Here is a 16,664-nt window from a genome sequence, read left to right on the forward strand (position 1 = left end):
TTCATTCTTGGCAAGATGAACTGCAACTGCCGAACAGCCTGCGTTTTCCAGTGGAGTTATCGGGCTCTTGGCTAGACAGCCGTTGCTAGCACCAGCTAGGCCTATGGAAAGTAAAACCGCCCCGTAGCTTTGGCTGCGGGGCGGTTTTTAGGATAAGTGGTAAGGTAGAGTGGCCTAGTTGGCCGCTACAATGGGCACTTGGCGCTCAAAGTCATAGAGCGTAAGGGCACGTATGCGGTAATGCGCCACCCAAGCCGCTCGTAGGGCTAGAATGTAGGAGCGACGGGCCTGATCCTTTTCGTTCGAGGCGATGGTGAGGTCGGTGAGGCTAATGCGCCCTACTTTGTAGGTGGCCTGGGCAATGTCGTAGCGCTGCTGGGCCAGCGAGTCGGCGCGGGCGGCTAGGTCTAATTGCTGGCTGAGCGTGCTAAGCTGCGAGGCCTGAACCTGCACGTTTTGCTCGAACACGGCTTCCTCCTGCGCCACATCGGTTTGGGCCTGCTGGCGGGTAAGCTCCGCGGTTTTCACAATGGATTTTTGCCGGCCCCAATCTATCAACGGCATTGAGAATGTAAGGCGCACCTGCTGCTGATTTTGCAAGGCCGCGTAGGTGTCCCAGAGGTTGCCCGCCTGGTTCACGTACCCTAAGTTGGCGGAAAGCGAGGCCTGCAAACCCGTAGTGCCACGCGCCAGCGCTACCTCCCGCTCTGCCAGCAGCAGACGCCGCTGAAAGGCCAGCACTACGCTTCGGTTCTGCCGGGCCTGGGCTAGCGCCAATTCTGCGGGCACTACCAGGCGCGGGGCCACAGCGGGGATGGTGAGGCGCAGATCGGCGGCCCGTAGGCCAGTGTAGCTCTGCAGGCTCACGGCCGCATTCTCCGCATCCAGCTGCCCTTGGGCCATAGCTTGGCGGGCGTTGAGCAGGTTCAGCTCCAGCCGCAGTAAGTCGCTTTGAGAGAGGCGCCCCAGCTGGTAGCGCTCCTTCCCTATCCGCAGCAGTTCCTCGTTGGCTCGCACGTTTTGGCTGGCTACCTCGGCGTTTACCTGTTGCTGCAGCACATCAAAATACAGCTCCGTGATGCGCTGAGCAATGCCTTCACGCTCCTCCACGTATTGGCGCTGGCTTTCCTGGTAGCGCAGGGGCTCAATTTGGCGCGCCCACTTCAGGCTATTGAACATCCCGATGGGCTGGGTCAGCCCGAGGGCCACTGGTTGGTTGTTGTAGCGTTTTAGCCGCCCGTTGAAGTCATCGAAGCGCTGCACCTCGGAGGCCACAAACACCTGCCCACCCGTGAGGCCAATGTTCTGGGTGACGGTCATGGCGAGGTTGGAGTTGTTGATGCGTACGGCCCGGAAATCAGTGGTACCATCGGGCTGCACTACCGGTGTAACGGCCCGGCTGAAGCCCGGCAACGTGCCCTGCAGGCCTAGCTGAGGACGGTAGTTGGCCTGGTAGGTTCGCCACTCCCAGTAGCTTTTGTCGCGGGTGGTTTGGGTTTGCTTGGCCACCGCCGACTGGCCTAGGGCCAGGTTGATAACTTGCTGCAGCGTCAGGGGCGATGATGAAGGCTGGGTTTGGGCGGCAGCCGGTTGCTGGAGCCATCCTGGCAGCAGAAACAACAGGCACATGAGGGGCTTCATAGCTCGGAAATTTTTATTCAACACTTACCAGAGAGTGGCCTAGCACGCTGGGCGCGCTTATTTTAGTTGAGCCCGCGCGGGTAGCTCTAGCTTCAGAACTTGCTCCATCTCAGTCAGGCGGCTTTGACTGATGTTTTCATTCACCAGCAACACAATGCTCAGGTCCTGCTCGGGGTATAGCACGAAGCGCGTATTGAAGCCAATGGACCTGCCATTGTGATAAATGCGCTGTTGGCCGTTGCTGTCCGTGTCAAGCATCCAACCCAGCCCCATGCCCACCGCCGACTCAGGGCTGCTGGTACGCTGATGAGCCAGGCGTACAGCGGCCTGCTGCTCCTTCAGGTTAGCTGCGGCGTATTTTAGCAGGTCAGCGGCCGTTGAGCTGAGGTTAGGCCCTCCCCAATAACCAGTGTAGTTGGGGTGCTGCTGGGGTTGCTGGCGGCTATCATAGCCGGTGGCATAGCGCTGGTGTTCAGTGGCCGAAAGCACACGCTTGGTGTCTGCCATGCCAAAGCGTTTCTGCACATACTTTGTCACGAGCTGCTCGTAGGGCTGTTGGTACACGCGCTCCAGAATCAGTTGGAGCACCAGCATGGCCGTACCGTTGTAGCGGTATGTAGTGCCGGGCAGCGTAGCCAATTGAAAAGCGTGCATGTCGTGCAGGAGGCTATCGGCGGAGTACTGATTGTAGTAGGCAGTTCTTTCCACTAAGTTCAGCGCGTCTAGGCGCTCCTTCTTAGCGGTGCAATACACGCGAGGCACAGCAGGCATGCCGGAGGTATGGTTTGCCAGATCAACTACCCGAATCGGTTGGCCCTCGTAGGCCAGGTTCGGGTACTGCCCAGGTAAGTATTGCCGAATATCATCGTTCAGCTTGAGCTTCTTATCCAGCACGGCCTGCGCCAATAGCGTCCCCACGAAGGTTTTTGCCACCGAGCCCATGTCATAGAAGGTGTTGGCAGTGGGCAACTGTCCGGAGCCCTTTTCTACTTCCCCGTAGTTGTAGAAAGCAAGCTTGCCCTGCTGATAAATTCCAATAGACAGGCCAGCCACATCAGGATGCTGCATGTAGAGCGTGGCGGCCCGGTGCACAGCCGCATCCAGGGAGGTTTGCAGCCGGTTATCGGTCAGTGCCGGAACCGTCCGCGTGTTGGGCTGAGCAATGAAATCCGAAATCGTGTAATCATCAAGGGTACCCGGCGTTGACGAAATCAGCGCTACCCGCAAGTTCTGCTTTTCCCCGCGCCACTCAAACTCATGGCGCTTGCCTTGCTCCTTTAGCGTAACTGTGGCCAGTATGCGGCCCGTTTTGGCCTTCAGGTCCGTCAAGTACTTGGTCATGCTTCCGGCAGGCTCCAACTGCCGCAGTGCCGCGCTACCATAAGCTTCCGATGCGGCAAAAGCGTTGCGGTTGTATTGGGCAATCAGCGTGTCATTAAACTGTTGGTAAGATGCGAAGCCAGACGCTTTGGCTTGGGCCGTTGCACCGTGTAGCAAGGAGCCAGATAGAACTACTGCGGCAGTTAAGTTGCGGAGATACAGCATGATGATTAAGGAAATAGAAGTAGGAAGATGTATGGAGTAAGTGGCTGACAGGCCTATTCAGAGATGGTGAGTTCGGGCGTCTCCTGGTATTCCTTGGTATCCGAGAGAATGATCTGCTCCCCGGCAGCTAGGCCACTGGTTATCTGCACGTAGTCGAAGTTGCTGCTACCAAACTGTACCGTCCGGCGCACGGCCTTCCCTTCCTTCAGCACAAACACGGGCTGCTCTTTGCCCCCCTGGTAGAAAGGCCCATTTTTCACGCGCACCACGTTGTGTAGGGCTTTGGTCACCACAAATACATCAGCCCGCAGGTTGGAGCGCAGCGCCGGATGGTTGTCCTGGGCCAGCGCGGCATAAAACGTAACCACGCCTTTCTCCACGGCCGGGCTTACCGTGCTGATGGTTCCGCGTAGATCGGTGCCGTTGATGCGAATCACGACCGGGTCGCCGAGGTGAAAGGCATCGGCGTAGGTATCGGAAATAGTAGCACGTACCCGGAAATGGCTGAGGTCAGCCACGCGGGCCAATGGGTCGCCGGCTTGTACGGTAGTGCCCAGGTCGTCTTTTACCCAGGTAAGTACGCCGGGCTGCTGGCTGCTGATGTTGGCCTGGGCCAGCTTGCCGGCTAGCTCCGCAATGCTGCGGTCCTGAATCTGCATGGTGAAGCCCAACTCCCGAACGTCGGCGGCATTGGCGGCGCGCTGGTTGCGAATCTGCTCGCCCAGGCGCTGCAGCTCAAGCTGCGCAACTTTCAGGTTCAACTCAGCCTGCCGCACACTCTCGGAGGTGCCACCACCAATCTTCAGCAGGTATTGCTCATCGCGCAGCGCCGACTGCAGACTCCGCACTTTCACTTGCTGCACCTGCTCCTGGGAACGAAGGTCGTTGAGGGCTTTTTCGAGCGTGAGCTGGAGCTGGCCGTTTTTATTGCGGTTCTGCTGCTGCTCGTCCTGCAGCTTGGCTAGGGCCGTATTGGTTAGCTCTTTATCCAGCTCCAGAATAGTTTGGCCCGGCTGCACTTTGCTACCTAACGCTACGGCCACCCGCCGAATAGTGCTTTGAATTGGACTGGTAATTACCGCCTCGTGAGCCGGAATAATTACGCCGGCAGCCGTGAGGGAAGCTTCTACATCGCCTTGTTCAACGGTAGCCGTCAGAATGCTGCTGCGCTCTAGGCCAGGTTGGAGCACGGTACGGAAGGCTAACAGGCCTACAACAACTAGAATAATGGCTCCCGCCCCCAACAACCAACGGCGGCGTTGGCGACTGACAAGGGTGGCGTTAGGTAGTGCTCTGTCCATTTTCGTACAGGATGAATAGGGTTTCCTGTACAGTCAGCCAAGCAGCATGCCACAATTATAAAATCCTTTATATCAGCAAATTAACCAACATACACTCAAATAGTGTTTTGATAAATATGTCCATTAATGGACAGGCTGTTCGAAAATAAGAAGTCTGGGTTCAGCCATAAAAAAGCACAGCCCCGATAAGCAGGTGCTTATCGGGGCTGTGTACGTTGCCTCCGGAGCTAGCTAATGGCTAAGTGGCCTAGCGCTGGTTTCGGATGGTAAAGTTGTTGAAGGCTACCATGGCCGAGGAATCACCTTGTGCCAAGAGGCCTACGCGTACTCCACGGTCCCACGGGGGTAGGTACTCGCCATTCAGGGCAAAGCTATCCAGCACCACCGGCTGCCATGCTGCGCCATCAATATTATAGGTGAAGCGGAAGCGCTGTCCACCCCAAGCTTCGAGGCGCAGGTTCAGCGTCTGGCAATCTGGGAGGTCTATCTTAGACAGCGTCTGATGCGTACCCCCTTTCACGTGCCACACTTGCAGGGAGTTGTCGCCGGTTACCAGGGCCAGGGCATTGTCAGGGTCACCAATGGCGCACAGGCCCGCGAAGGTGCCTGGTTCCAAAGAGGATGCTGCCAATGAGGTAGTAGCCTTATACGTAGCCGTGAAGGTGCGCTGTGCTACAATAGAGCCTAGGCCAGTAGCGCTGGCGGTCAACAGCAGTTGTCCGTCGCTCACCCCTACTTCTGGCTGACGACCAATAGGCCACTGCCAGCTACCGGCGAGGGTATTGCCCATGAAGTTCTCCGTGATGTTGAGCACGCTCACATCCTTCAGCGGCGCAGCCTGGGGGCTGTTGCCCTCAAACTCGGGCCAGCCTTCCTCATTGAAGGTGAACTCGCTGAGGATGCCCTGACGGCCCACGAACTCATGGCTCTGGTTGTAGTAGGCGTGGTGCAGCAGGAACCAGCGGCCCTCATACTGCGCTACGGTACCATGACCAGGGCATTTCCAGGTGGCATTCTTCTTCAGAATAGGGTTCTGGGGGCACTTTTCCCAGGGGCCCAGCAGGCTCTTAGCGCGGGCCACGCCGGTAGCGTAGGTGCAGCATTTGCCGCAGCAGCCATTACCAGCGTAGAACATGTAGAAGTAGTCCTCGTGGCGGATGATGGCCGAACCTTCTACCAGGCATCCTTCCCAAGACAGAGGATCATTCCGGAAAAGCTCCACCTTCTTGCCCACCAGGGCGGTGTGCGTATCGTTGATGCGCTGAGCAAAGATGGGCGTGGGCTTTTTATAGGCGTTGCCGTCTTCCTTCCACACCAGATACAGTTTGCCATGCTCATCGCGCATCGGGAAACCGTCGATGGAGCCGTAGCGCTGTGCTACCAAGAAACCGTGGTCGGTGTACGGGCCTTCAGGGCTATCAGCACTGGCTACGCCGATGGCCAGACGGCCCTTTTTGCCCTTCTGACGGGCGGTGTAGTAAAGATAGGTCTTCCCGTTCTCGTGGAAAATCTCCGGGGCCCAGAAGTTGGTACCAGCCCACTCCGGCAACGACTCGGTAGTCGGGAACACGTGGCTCACCAGTTCCCAGTCAACTAGGTTAGTTGACTTGAACAGCGGAAACACAGGCCCCCATTCAGCCGAAGTTGCGCTGGCCCAGTATGTATCGCCAATCTGCGCGATCGTAGGGTCAGGAAAGTCGCCGGGAAGAACAATGTTGGCGTATGATGTAAGTGGCTGCGAAGCTACAGGTGGGGCCAGGTGCACAGCCGTGTTAGTAGCTTCGGAAGCAGCAGCACAAGGAGTGCTGGTGGTGGGAGCCTGTAAATAGGCTTGGGTTTCTACTGTGAGAGACACAACAGAGGGAGTTGAGAGAACAGGGAGAGTCAATCGTCCGAAGAAGGAAATGGCTTCCAATAGGAAAGCCAACTCCTGCGCTGAAACCTATAACTGGAAGGTATCAGAAGTGGGGAGCTTACCCAGCCGACCAGGCTGAGCTATCAGAAGAAACTTGTAATTGCAATATTCCTACATCAACCACCGTACTCGCCTGCACAGTGACCAAACCGCGTGAGGATTGTCGCTAAAGCGTAATCCTTTCTCAAAGGTGCCATTATTTCGAAAAAAATCATCGGCGTCTCCTCAATGGCAAAGCAGCCGCACACACCCTATTTAGCACATTTCGGGCCATTCCCTCGATTACGACAGATAATTAAACTTATATAAAATTATAATTTTACCTATAGAGCATCATAAAGTAGAAGTTTTCTGCGGGCTAACTAGATTAATCGAACTCCGTGTAGCAGGCTTAGGATGAGCGGCATGCAGAATATTTTTTTCACTAAAGGCAAAATTTTATTGCCCTTAGACGTGCTCAGGCCCCATCAGTGACCCTGAATAGTAGGAATGCCCTAGCTGGTGGCCCTAATTTATTTTTCAGCGAAGGGCAGGCAACGGTTTGAGGTCAGGCACCATCTGGCTTATAGCAGCCCGAAAGTTGCTCCTTGCTTACCTACGGTTTAGCTAGCCAGCCCTCTACTCTTTTCCAATTAGGCGGCTCTCTGTCTCTATTCACTGATTTCGCCTTTTTCAGAAGTCATCAGAAATAAATCATCAAGGTACCTTGCGTTACATAGTACCTTCACTTATATTTGTCTCAGTGATTGGTTGAACTCTGGCGTTGGTCCTCGCTGGCTCTGCAACGGGCCCCGGCCAACGCCACCCCACCCCTCCCGGCACCAATCGGGTACCGGAGCCGCCTAAGCCCAGTGTGGTACAACCCACCAGACGATAGGCAGCACGGGGTGCAAGCGGGGCAGAACACCTGCCCCCTACCTTCTGATTGATTTCCTGCAAAGAGCATCCGGCGGAACCGCGGCCACCGGACACAGCTCCCTCTTGCCCGAAACTTCCACTATTCCCTCTTCCTGATGACTTCCTATCTACCTTCCAGCCGGACCCTCCAGGGCCTGGGGTTCCTCGCTATGCTCTTTCCTCTGGCCGCGGCGGCCCAGCAACAACCCGCCGGCACCGTGCAGGGCACCCTGCTCGACCAAGCTAACAGCCAGCCCGTACCCTTTGCCAACGTAGTGGTACTGCGCGCCCAGGACTCTACGTTTGTGGCCGGCGCCGAATCTGCCGAAAATGGCACCTTCACGCTGGATAAGCTTGGCCTAGGTTCCTATATAGTTAAATTTACCGCGGTTGGCTACCAGGGCCTGCGGCGTTCTATTGCTCTAACCCCGGCTGCTCCTACCCTGCGGATGGGCGCGCTGAAACTAGCCTCTACCTCTACCCAACTGGCTGGCGTAACGGTGCAGGGCGAGCGGGCCGCAGTGCAGGAGAGCCTTGATAAAAAGGTAATTAACGTAGAAAAAGACCTCAGCAGCGTGGGCGGCACGGCCGTAAATGTGCTGCAGAATGTGCCCTCCGTTACCGTGGCCGCCGATGGCACGGTGAGCATGCGCGGCAGCTCCAACATCACCATCCTGATTGACGGCAAACCCAGCAACTCTGCCAACAGCGGGGCCGGCGGCAACCGCCTCGAGCAGATTCCGGCCAGCTCCATTGAGCGCGTAGAGGTAGTAACTAACCCCTCGGCCCGCTATGATGCCGCCGGCGCGGGTGGGGTGCTGAATATCATCCTGAAAAAGCAGAAGAAGGATGGCTGGAACGGGCAAGCTATGCTAACCGTAGGCACCCGCGACAAATACAACCCCAGCCTGAGCCTGAATCGCCGTATAGGCAAGCTTAATATGTTCGGCTCGGCCAATCTGCGCGACGATATGTACCGCAGCCGCATGTGGAGCGACCAGTTCACCGTTGTGGAAGGCCAGGAATTGCGCACGTATCAGCAAGGCAACAACCTGCGCCACAACAAGAACTATAATGGCCGGCTGGGTTTCGACTATACATTGCCGGCCAACCAGAGCCTAACGGTAACGCTGGAGCCCAATTTCAACCGGAGCGCTAACTCTGGTACGCAGCTGGCTACCCTCACGGGAGCTACCAATGCCCGCATCGGCAGCACCTTCGGGGTTTCAGAGAATGTAGACAACATTGATGGCTCAGTTGACTACCGGCGCACCTGGGACGCCCACAAGGGCCGGGAGCTGACGGGTAGCATCAACTACACTAACCTCAATGCCGACGTGGTAGTAGCCCAGCGCAACACCGAGGGCTCCGCTGATTTGCTGGAGTGGAAGCAAGACCTGCACGTTGACCTCAACGCCGTAGCCGGCCAGGTAGATTACGTGCACCCGATGGGAGAAAAGGCGCGCTTCGATGCTGGGTTGAAAGGACAGTGGCAGGCTAATAATGGCACCGACGACTTCCTGCGCCAGAACACCGATAATGCTGGCTTCTCACGCTTAGCTGACCGTTCCTACGCCTACGACTTTAAGGAGTATCTGCAGGCTGGCTACGCTACCTATCAGCAGGAAACTGGCAAGTGGACCATGCAGGGTGGCCTACGTGCGGAGTACACCAACACCAGCGGCCAGGTGCAGGGCGGCAATGGCCCCTTCAAGCTCGAATACCTGAACCTGTTCCCTTCGGCCTCAGTAGCCCGCAAGCTTTCGGGCGCCGACCAGCGCTTGCAGCTCAGCTACTCGCGGCGCCTGAACCGGCCCAACTTCATGCAACTGCTGGCCTTCCCGCTTTATCAAGACCAGCGTTCCTACCGCATTGGTAATCCCACCCTGCGCCCCGAGTACATCAACGCGCTGGAGCTAGGCCACCAGATAACCATGGGCCAGGCTTCCCTCACCTCTACCCTCTTCTATCGCCAGACTACCAACGCCATTCAGCGCCTGGTGCGCGTAGATACCACGGCTACCCGCCTCTACGGTGCCGGCGCCGTGATTACCGCCCAGTACAACGACAATTTTGGCCAAGCCACCAGCTATGGGGCGGAGCTTTCCCTGAACCAGCCCCTCGCTAAGTGGTGGCGCCTCACGGCCAGCGGCTCTTTGTTTCAGAACACCGTAACGGCCGCCACCGGCAACGAGGCTAACCGCCGGGTAGTGTCGGGTACGGCTCGTCTAATGAACTCCTTCACTCCCACCCCCAAGCTTGATATTCAGGTGACGGGCAACTACCGCGCGGCGGCCGTTACGGCGCAGGGTCGGATTTCGCCGGTGGGGTCTATGGACGTGGCCTTGCGCCAGCGCCTGTTCAACGACCGGGGTGCCGTTACCCTCCGCGTGTCTGACGTCTTCAACACCCAGCGTAACCGCACTGAAACCTACACGGAGGGCTTCCGGGCCACCTACTACAATAAGTGGGAGTCGCGGGTTGGCTACCTGGGCTTCTCCTGGTACCTGGGCTCCAACAAACCCCCGAAGAAAATAGAAAGCCAGCCTCAGGGTGGCGGTGGGGGCTTTGGCGGCTAAGCTCTGCTAGGCCACTCGCAAAATAAATTTTTGAGCCGCTGTAACTTTTTGCAAAAAACGCGGTGTCCACATCAGAAGCAGCGCTTTAGAGCTGTTCTACTTGCCCACTAGGATATCAGGTATCGGCTATAAAAAATATTTTTTCACCCTTAAGCATCTATTTACCTGCGGCTCTCATCTACTAGATAGCTGCAGTTCTTCCGGCAGACAGGTAGCTACTTCTGCTGTTGTTTACCGCTCCTGCTTCGGCCCGCGGCGACTTCTCCTCCCGGAAAGTCATGGCCACCCGCCCGCCGAACGTGCTCCGCTCAGTTGCGGCGGAGCTGCCCAGAGTTGCTGGTGTGCGCACAGGCCTTACGTGCCAAAGCTAGCGGCTCTATCCTTCGTTTTCTAGTTGTGTTTTTTCGGTTTGCCTGCGAGTGCGGGCAGGTCGGCTGGTCTCTCTTTGCCCAAATTCTTTCCCTAAAAAACCATGAAAACTTCCCTGATTTCTCGCCTGAGTGCTTTGTGCCTTACCCTGGTTTGCTCCACCACCCTGGCAATGGCTGATCCAGTGATATATACCGAAAGCCCCATTGTGGCCAAGAGTGGCTACTGGACCATCGTAACCGATCCACAACTCCGCGACCATTCAACGGTGCGGTTCTACAATGACCAGCATGAGCTACTGTACGAGGAGCAACTGAACGGAGTATACCTCGACCCCTCCAAGAGCCTTGCCGCCCATCATCGTATTTCCAAGATGCTCGGCACTACGTTGCAGCAAGTGCAGCGGCTTAATACGAAATGCGCTGTTTCTTCCAACATGGTAGCCCTCAACCGCCACACTCAGCGCCTGTACGCCGTGCGGTAGCAGTACCTGGCCTAGAGCCAGCGGCCCCATCGCCCCTTCCATTATCCTAGCTAGTAAATACCGCGTGTTGCAAGCGCTAGGCCTATTGCCAGCCTTGTCTGATACTTATAGTACATTTTACCGAGTGGCCTAGCGAGGCCCTCCGCTACCCGGCCTCCGCCCTTGCGGCGGGGCCCCGCCCCACCTAGCCAGTGGCCTACCACTGCTCCTCTGGGCTCGACTCCAACTACTTTTCTGACCATCGCCGGGTATAGTCCGGTCCCTGCTGCGGGTGCCTGTTGAGCGCCGGAGATGGCCACGCCTTTGTCTTTCATTTTTGCATTGCCATGAAAACTTCCTTTGCCTCCTGCACCCTGTTGGGCCTTTCTCTTCTCTTCACTGCAAGCGTGCTACCCGCCCAGGCTCAATCGGGGCAACGGGGCTCGCTCACTGGGCGCCTCTTCGACGGCCAGACCCAGGAACCCATTCCGCACGCCAACGTGGTACTCCTGCGAGCCTCCGACAATTTCTTTGTAAAGTCGGTGGAAACGGACGCCAAAGGCGTTTTCCGGGCGGGCAACCTGCCGCTAGGCCAGTACAAGTTTCGTACTACGGTACTGGGCTACCAAGCGGTCAACCCCAAGGTAGCTTTTCATGCTCGTCAAACTCACGTGGCGCTGGGCTCAGTTGTGATGGTACCCCTAAACACGCCCCGCGTTACGCAGGCCAGCAAGCTCGCGTGGGCCCAGCGAAGCAGCGCAGTGGCCGGACTGGAACCTCTGCGCCCCGCCCTGCGGGTGCGGTCGTAACGGCCCCACGGCCCCCTAGGCCAGTGCGCTTAGCTTACTAGAGCGCGGTGGTTAGCTAGTGAAGGAGCTTTTTTCGCTAGCTAACCTCAGTCGTCTGATTGCACTCTAGGCAAGCATTATCCTTGCTGATTATATGGCCGGGTTAGTTCGATAAAGAGCCTATTGAGTCGTAGATGACCACTTTCTCCCAGTAGCGAGCATACTCATTGCGAAACTCATCGTGAATTGGGTGCTGCTGATACTCCTCCTCCGCGGCTGCATTCTCGAAAAGGCACAGCCACGAGTAAGTGTAGGTTCGTTCAATCACGTCGCGGTTTGTTGGGGCTGGGGTGCCGATATGGGACATCTTAATGACGGAAATACCGGCCAGCTTTTGCAGTCCTTCCAGCAGTGTGGCATTGTCGGCCTCGCTGGCAGTTGCAGGTGTGTAAAACAAAACGTGGTGTACGAAGCGGTCTGATGAGGAAGGAATAGTCATAGGGTCAGGATAATCTGGGGTAAACGTGACTTTGAGTTTAGTTGAAAGTGTTTGTGCCCAACGGCAGTAATACTTGGTGAACATACTCTACTTCTGGCTTACTGCGAAAAGCCTCAACCAAATGGTTGAGGCTTTTCGCAGTAAGCCGCAGCTTTTACTAAGTAATTCCCTCTTTTCAGGCAGTGCTCCTTTTCCTAAGTACTGTAGGTGCCAGAACCGGGTTCGATGTGGCTGATGCTACTAGGCCACCTCCCTAAGCTTTCTTCTTGAGCCAATACAGGCACTACATAAGGCCTTTAGCCGTCTAGCTCGGCGGCAATGGTAGAGAGCAGCAACAGGCGAGTAAGAATGCGCTACTGCTGGGCTTTGTATCGTTAGATGCGGGTGTTGCCGCTGGGGGTGATACGTTCTGGCTGCACTAGCTCTTTTAGTTGCGCCAGTACCCCGGCCGCGTTGGCTAGCAGCAAACTACGCCGCGAGAATTGTGTGGTCAACGCGTACTGTCACGCACCAGAGAACTAGCGTTGGCCAGGGGCAAGAAAGCGGGATCGTCGGCTACCAGGGCAGGCGTATCGCAGTAGCCTGCTTCCACACGGAGCGACTGTGCCAGCTGACGGCTGCCTACGCAAGAACACAGTAGCACAGCCACCACTACAGGTTACCTCAACGCCTAGAACACGGAAAGACAGACCATACGCTTATCAGCTACATGCTAAGCAACCCAGAGCTAGGAACACTGCTGCTGCTTGGTTAGCGGGCAAAACTACCGCTGCGGCAGCCAACCTTCGCCCAAACAGCCTATTCTGCTACGGTGCCTGAGCCGTTTTGCACTAGTCACGAGTGTTTCGAGCACGTTAGGTTTTAGTGCGCGAAGCTCTGGGCCGCGCTTTCTGCGGAACACGAATGGAAGACTCACGCACGATGAGTTGAGGCGCCAGCTGCAGTTGGGTAATGCGGCCCGTTTCCTGTGAGCCTTCTAGCGCACTCAGAAGGGTGCTAATGATGCTTTCAGCCATAGCCTCCAGGGGTTGGGCCACTACGGTAATGGAGGGGGAATACAACCGAAACAGGTCATTGTCATCAAAAGAAACAATGGCCAAGTCCTCGGGGATGCGTCGCCCCAGACCGTTGACGGCTTCTAGGCCATACACGCCCAAGTAGTTGGTGGCAAACAGCAGGGCATTGCACGTTGGGTTGGCTTGGCAAAACGCCTGCATCTGGTGTATTATCTGCTCACGCTCCTGCTGAAACTCTAGCTCCAGCACCATTTCGGGCAGTTGCCACTCCTGCATGGCCTGCGAGTACCCCTGCAGGCGTGCCTGCATCTGCGCTTGTCCCGCTTGCAGCGTCACCATAGCCACCGACGTAAATCCCTGTTCCAGCAGGTGTTGGGTTGCCTCGTACATGCCTTTCTCACCGTCCACTACCACCGCATTCGCGAGTACGCCGGCCAGCTCCCTATCAAAGAGTATCAAAGGCTTACCGCTGCGCACGAGGGTGCGCACGTCAGACTCTACCCCATCGGGCAACGCCAGAATGTAGCCGTCCACGTGGCGCTCCTGGAACATGGTGAGCAAGTCCCGCGTCTTGGCTGTGTCGCCGTTGGTGCTGCAGTAAATAATGCGGTACCCCCGAGCCAGGAGCTTTTTCTCAATCAGAGCGGCTACGGTAGCAAAGAAGGGGTTGGCAATGTCTTCCACTACTAGGCCAATTACGTGGGTTTTGCCGGTACGCAGGCTCTTGGCGAGTTGGTTGGGCTTGTAGCCCACTTCCTCCACGTACTTGAGCACCTTTTCGGCCAGACTATCACTTATGCGCTTCTCCTTGGCCTTGCCGTTGAGCACCAAGGATACAGTCGCAATGGATACGTCCAAGTGCTTGGCGATGTCGTGAATCAGGATTTTCTTTTTCAACTTCAATTTAATTGCGGGTGGCGGACTCAACTGCCCTAGCGCATTAGGGATACACTTCGCGCGGACGGGCAGCAGGATCTGCACCAAACTGCCGGTTTGGCTGTGGCCCCATGGTTAGTTCTAGCGTACCACCAGCCACAATATCGCGGTGCAGCAGGTAGCTGTTAGAGTAGCTCTTACCATTCAGGCGGATGGTCTGAATGTACACGTTTTGAGGACCATTATTCTTCACGTCGATGACAAAGGTTTTTCCCTTGGGCAAGCGCAGCGTGGCTTTGTCGACCAGAGGGCTACCAAAGACGTAGGCCCCACTGCTCGGGCTGACGGGGTAAAAGCCCATTGCCGAAAGAATATACCAGGCCGACATCTGCCCGCAGTCCTCGTTGCCACTGATGCCATCGGGCTTGTCTTTGTACATCTCGCGCAGCACCTGCCGCACCTTTTCTGCCGTTTTCCACTGCTGCCCGGCGTAGGGGTACAAGTAGACCGTGGCATGGCTGGGCTCGTTGCCGTGGGCATACATCCCAATCAGTCCCGAAATATCCGGCGAAGCACTCTCCCCCAAACTTCCTTGCACAATAAACAAGCTGTCGAGCTTCTGAGTAAAGGCGGCGTCGCTGCCGAACAGCTTTATCAGGCCCGGCACATCGTGAGGCACCAGCCAGGTATACTGCCACGCATTGCCTTCAGTGTAGTTGTTCTGGCGGTGAATCGACTGAATGGGGTCGAAGGGCACCTGAAACTTACCATCGGTGGTGAGTCCCCGCATAAAGCGGGTATGGGGGTCGTAATACTTCTGGTAGTATTTGGCGCGGGCACTGTAAGTTACGTAATCGTCTTGGCGACCCAGCTTTTTAGCTACTTGGGCAATGCTCCAGTCGTCGATAGCGTATTCCATGGCCTTAGCTACCGACTCGCTTTCCTTATCGGCAGGAATGAAGCCTAACTCCTTGAGGTAGCGCACTCCTTGGTCGTCGCGGGTGCTGGATGCTTTCATGGCGGCCAGCACTTGGCTGCCGTCTAGGCCAGGGGTACCCTTTAGGTAAGCTTCGGCCAGCGCAGGCACGGCACTGTAGCCCACCATGGTATTGGTTTCATTCGCCATCAGGTGCCAGATGGGCAACTTCCCCTGCTGCTGCTGAATGGCCAGCATTGACTGCATCATGTCTCCCACCCGCTCGGGCTGCGCTAGCAGAAATAAAGAGTGCGCGGTGCGGTAGGTATCCCAGAGCGAGAAGGTAGTGTAGTTTACGAACGGCGCTTTCGGATACACCTTCTTATCGGTGCCACGGTAGTCCCCATTTGCATCATTAAATAAGGCCGGGGCGAAGAGAGCGTGGTACATAGAAGTGTAGAAAATTCGCCGCGCGGCCGGGTCGCGGGTCTCAATAGTCACCTTGCTTAACTCTTGGTTCCACTGTGCATCGGCGGCGCCCTGTACCAGAGCAAAGTCCCAGCCGGGAATTTCGGCCTGAATGTTAGCCAACGCGTTCTGGCTGCTCACAGGCGAGATGCCCACTTTTAGCAGGAGCGTGCCCGGCGATTTGGCAAAGTTGAACAGGCCCTTAATGGCAAGGCCCTGGCCCTTCTTGCCCGAGAGCTGCTGTGCTTCATTATACACGGCAAACTCCGGAATAGGCACCGATGTCTTGATAGCAAAGTACAGGCGCTGATCGTTAGCCCACCCTTTAGAGAAGCGGTAGCCTATGTACGTCTGCGGGTCTATTTGCTCGAGGTAGGTATCGGTGGCTTTATCATCAATACCTTCCTTCAGATCAATGATAACGTGAGCAGGCCTGGCACCCGCCGGGAAGGTATACTTATGCATACCTACGCGCGCCGTGCTGGTCAGCTCCGCCCGAATACCGTAATCATCGAGCGTAACGGCATAGTAGCCGGGCTTAGCCGTTTCACGCTGGTGCGAGAAGCGCGATAAGTAGCCCTGATGCGGCGCCTGCTGCCGCCCTTTGTCAGTTTTTACGGCCCCAGTGTAGGGCATGATGAGCACATCACCCAAGTCGGAGGCGCCCGTGCCACTTAGGTGCGTGTGCGAGAAACCCGTGATAAGACTGTCGGAGTAATGGTAGCCGGAGCACCAGTCCCACCCTTTAAAGATGTTCTGGGGGCCAAGCTGCACGGCTCCAAATGGCACATTGGCCCCTAGAAATACGTGCCCGTGCCCACCCGTACCAATCATGGGGTCCACGTGAGTAGTTAGGCTTTGAGCGGGAGCCTGTAGGCCACCAAGCAGCAAGCCAGCCGTGAGCAGCCACGCGCACCAAGAAGCCGCCCTAAAGGGCCAGCGAAGGGAAAAAGCAACCATAAAAAGCAGAAAGGAATGGATGGGAATCAGGTGGGAGGAGCAGGAGTGCTCAGGCGCTTTGCCTTTTGTGGGCCTGAGTGCTTCGGGCTATGCCTATAGGGCTCAGAGCCAGGATGGTGTTTAAGCAAATATGCTAAAATGTTTAAGCAAATTTTGGTTTATCAGTTTTAATCCTCCATCTTTTCGGCAGATACACCCTTAACAAGCTCTGTTCACTAGGTTGGAAGCAGATCTTTTCGCAGTTGGTTCTGAGCGCCTTTCAGGCGATAAGCTGGAATACTTACCAGCACATAGCAACAGTTTTAGCAGCACAGCATAGTAAATATCACCATAACAGATATTTACTAGGAATACCGAAACCACTCCTGTAGGCCACCTCACGCCTATGCAGGATTTATCTCTGTAGCGTTTCGTTTCTGTTTCTCATCGTC

11 protein-coding genes are annotated in these 16,664 nt (G+C 56.3%); 4 read left to right on the plus strand and 7 right to left on the minus strand.

The features are described 5' to 3' along the window. Nucleotides 1–174: 174 nt before the first annotated feature. The 4 genes from EU557_RS13245 to EU557_RS13260 form a co-directional block, all read right to left on the minus strand. Nucleotides 175–1,641: a TolC family protein gene (locus EU557_RS13245; RefSeq protein WP_245326261.1), complete on the minus strand. Its 1,467-nt coding sequence runs from the start codon at nt 1,639–1,641 to the stop codon at nt 175–177. A gap of 57 nt (nt 1,642–1,698) precedes the next feature. Beyond that, nucleotides 1,699–3,186: a serine hydrolase domain-containing protein gene (locus EU557_RS13250; RefSeq protein WP_135530911.1), complete on the minus strand. Its 1,488-nt coding sequence runs from the start codon at nt 3,184–3,186 to the stop codon at nt 1,699–1,701. A gap of 53 nt (nt 3,187–3,239) precedes the next feature. Then, on the minus strand, nt 3,240–4,487 hold the full coding sequence (locus EU557_RS13255) for an efflux RND transporter periplasmic adaptor subunit (protein ID WP_135530912.1): 1,248 nt from the start codon (nt 4,485–4,487) through the stop codon (nt 3,240–3,242). Nucleotides 4,488–4,734: 247 nt separating this feature from the next. Beyond that, nucleotides 4,735–6,342, minus strand: a complete 1,608-nt coding sequence (locus tag EU557_RS13260) for a family 43 glycosylhydrolase (RefSeq protein WP_245326262.1) — start codon at nt 6,340–6,342, stop codon at nt 4,735–4,737. A gap of 1,073 nt (nt 6,343–7,415) precedes the next feature. Here EU557_RS13260 and EU557_RS13265 point away from each other — a divergent pair. The 3 genes from EU557_RS13265 (at nt 7,416) to EU557_RS13275 (ending at nt 11,519) form a co-directional block, all read left to right on the plus strand. After that, complete coding sequence (locus EU557_RS13265; protein WP_135530913.1) at nt 7,416–9,878, plus strand: TonB-dependent receptor; 2,463 nt, start codon at nt 7,416–7,418, stop codon at nt 9,876–9,878. Between the two features lie 472 nt (nt 9,879–10,350). Further along, nucleotides 10,351–10,731 carry a hypothetical protein gene (locus tag EU557_RS13270; RefSeq protein ID WP_135530914.1) on the plus strand — a complete coding sequence of 127 codons (381 nt, stop codon included), beginning with the start codon at nt 10,351–10,353 and terminating at the stop codon, nt 10,729–10,731. A gap of 326 nt (nt 10,732–11,057) precedes the next feature. Next, a complete protein-coding gene (locus EU557_RS13275) occupies nt 11,058–11,519 on the plus strand; it encodes a carboxypeptidase-like regulatory domain-containing protein (RefSeq protein ID WP_135530915.1) in 462 nt (153 codons plus the stop codon). Between the two features lie 142 nt (nt 11,520–11,661). On the opposite strand, the gene EU557_RS13280 is transcribed toward EU557_RS13275, so the two are convergent. After that, the gene (locus EU557_RS13280) at nt 11,662–11,997 is read right to left on the minus strand and encodes a Dabb family protein (protein ID WP_245326263.1); all 336 of its coding nucleotides are present in this window, start codon (nt 11,995–11,997) and stop codon (nt 11,662–11,664) included. A 207-nt stretch (nt 11,998–12,204) separates the two neighbouring features. Between EU557_RS13280 and EU557_RS26105 the strand changes: the two genes are divergently transcribed. Next, on the plus strand, nt 12,205–12,267 hold the full coding sequence (locus EU557_RS26105) for a hypothetical protein (RefSeq protein ID WP_425351945.1): 63 nt from the start codon (nt 12,205–12,207) through the stop codon (nt 12,265–12,267). A gap of 584 nt (nt 12,268–12,851) precedes the next feature. On the opposite strand, the gene EU557_RS13285 is transcribed toward EU557_RS26105, so the two are convergent. Continuing rightward, nucleotides 12,852–13,910, minus strand: coding sequence for a LacI family DNA-binding transcriptional regulator (locus EU557_RS13285; protein WP_210116039.1), 1,059 nt, complete (start codon nt 13,908–13,910; stop codon nt 12,852–12,854). A gap of 43 nt (nt 13,911–13,953) precedes the next feature. Continuing rightward, on the minus strand, nt 13,954–16,233 hold the full coding sequence (locus tag EU557_RS13290; RefSeq protein ID WP_135530918.1) for a GH92 family glycosyl hydrolase: 2,280 nt from the start codon (nt 16,231–16,233) through the stop codon (nt 13,954–13,956). Between the last annotated feature and the right edge of the window lie 431 nt (nt 16,234–16,664).

Origin of the sequence: Hymenobacter wooponensis (assembly GCF_004745865.1) — a bacterium.
Taxonomy (GTDB): domain Bacteria; phylum Bacteroidota; class Bacteroidia; order Cytophagales; family Hymenobacteraceae; genus Hymenobacter; species Hymenobacter wooponensis.

Coding starts and splice junctions, on each gene's coding strand:
- EU557_RS13245 (WP_245326261.1), bottom strand. CDS start 1,641: ATGAAGCCCCTCATGTGCCTGTTGTTTCTGCTGCCAGGATGGCTCCAG.
- EU557_RS13250 (WP_135530911.1), bottom strand. CDS start 3,186: ATGCTGTATCTCCGCAACTTAACTGCCGCAGTAGTTCTATCTGGCTCC.
- EU557_RS13255 (WP_135530912.1), bottom strand. CDS start 4,487: ATGGACAGAGCACTACCTAACGCCACCCTTGTCAGTCGCCAACGCCGC.
- EU557_RS13265 (WP_135530913.1), top strand. CDS start 7,416: ATGACTTCCTATCTACCTTCCAGCCGGACCCTCCAGGGCCTGGGGTTC.
- EU557_RS13270 (WP_135530914.1), top strand. CDS start 10,351: ATGAAAACTTCCCTGATTTCTCGCCTGAGTGCTTTGTGCCTTACCCTG.
- EU557_RS13275 (WP_135530915.1), top strand. CDS start 11,058: ATGAAAACTTCCTTTGCCTCCTGCACCCTGTTGGGCCTTTCTCTTCTC.
- EU557_RS13280 (WP_245326263.1), bottom strand. CDS start 11,997: ATGACTATTCCTTCCTCATCAGACCGCTTCGTACACCACGTTTTGTTT.
- EU557_RS13290 (WP_135530918.1), bottom strand. CDS start 16,233: ATGGTTGCTTTTTCCCTTCGCTGGCCCTTTAGGGCGGCTTCTTGGTGC.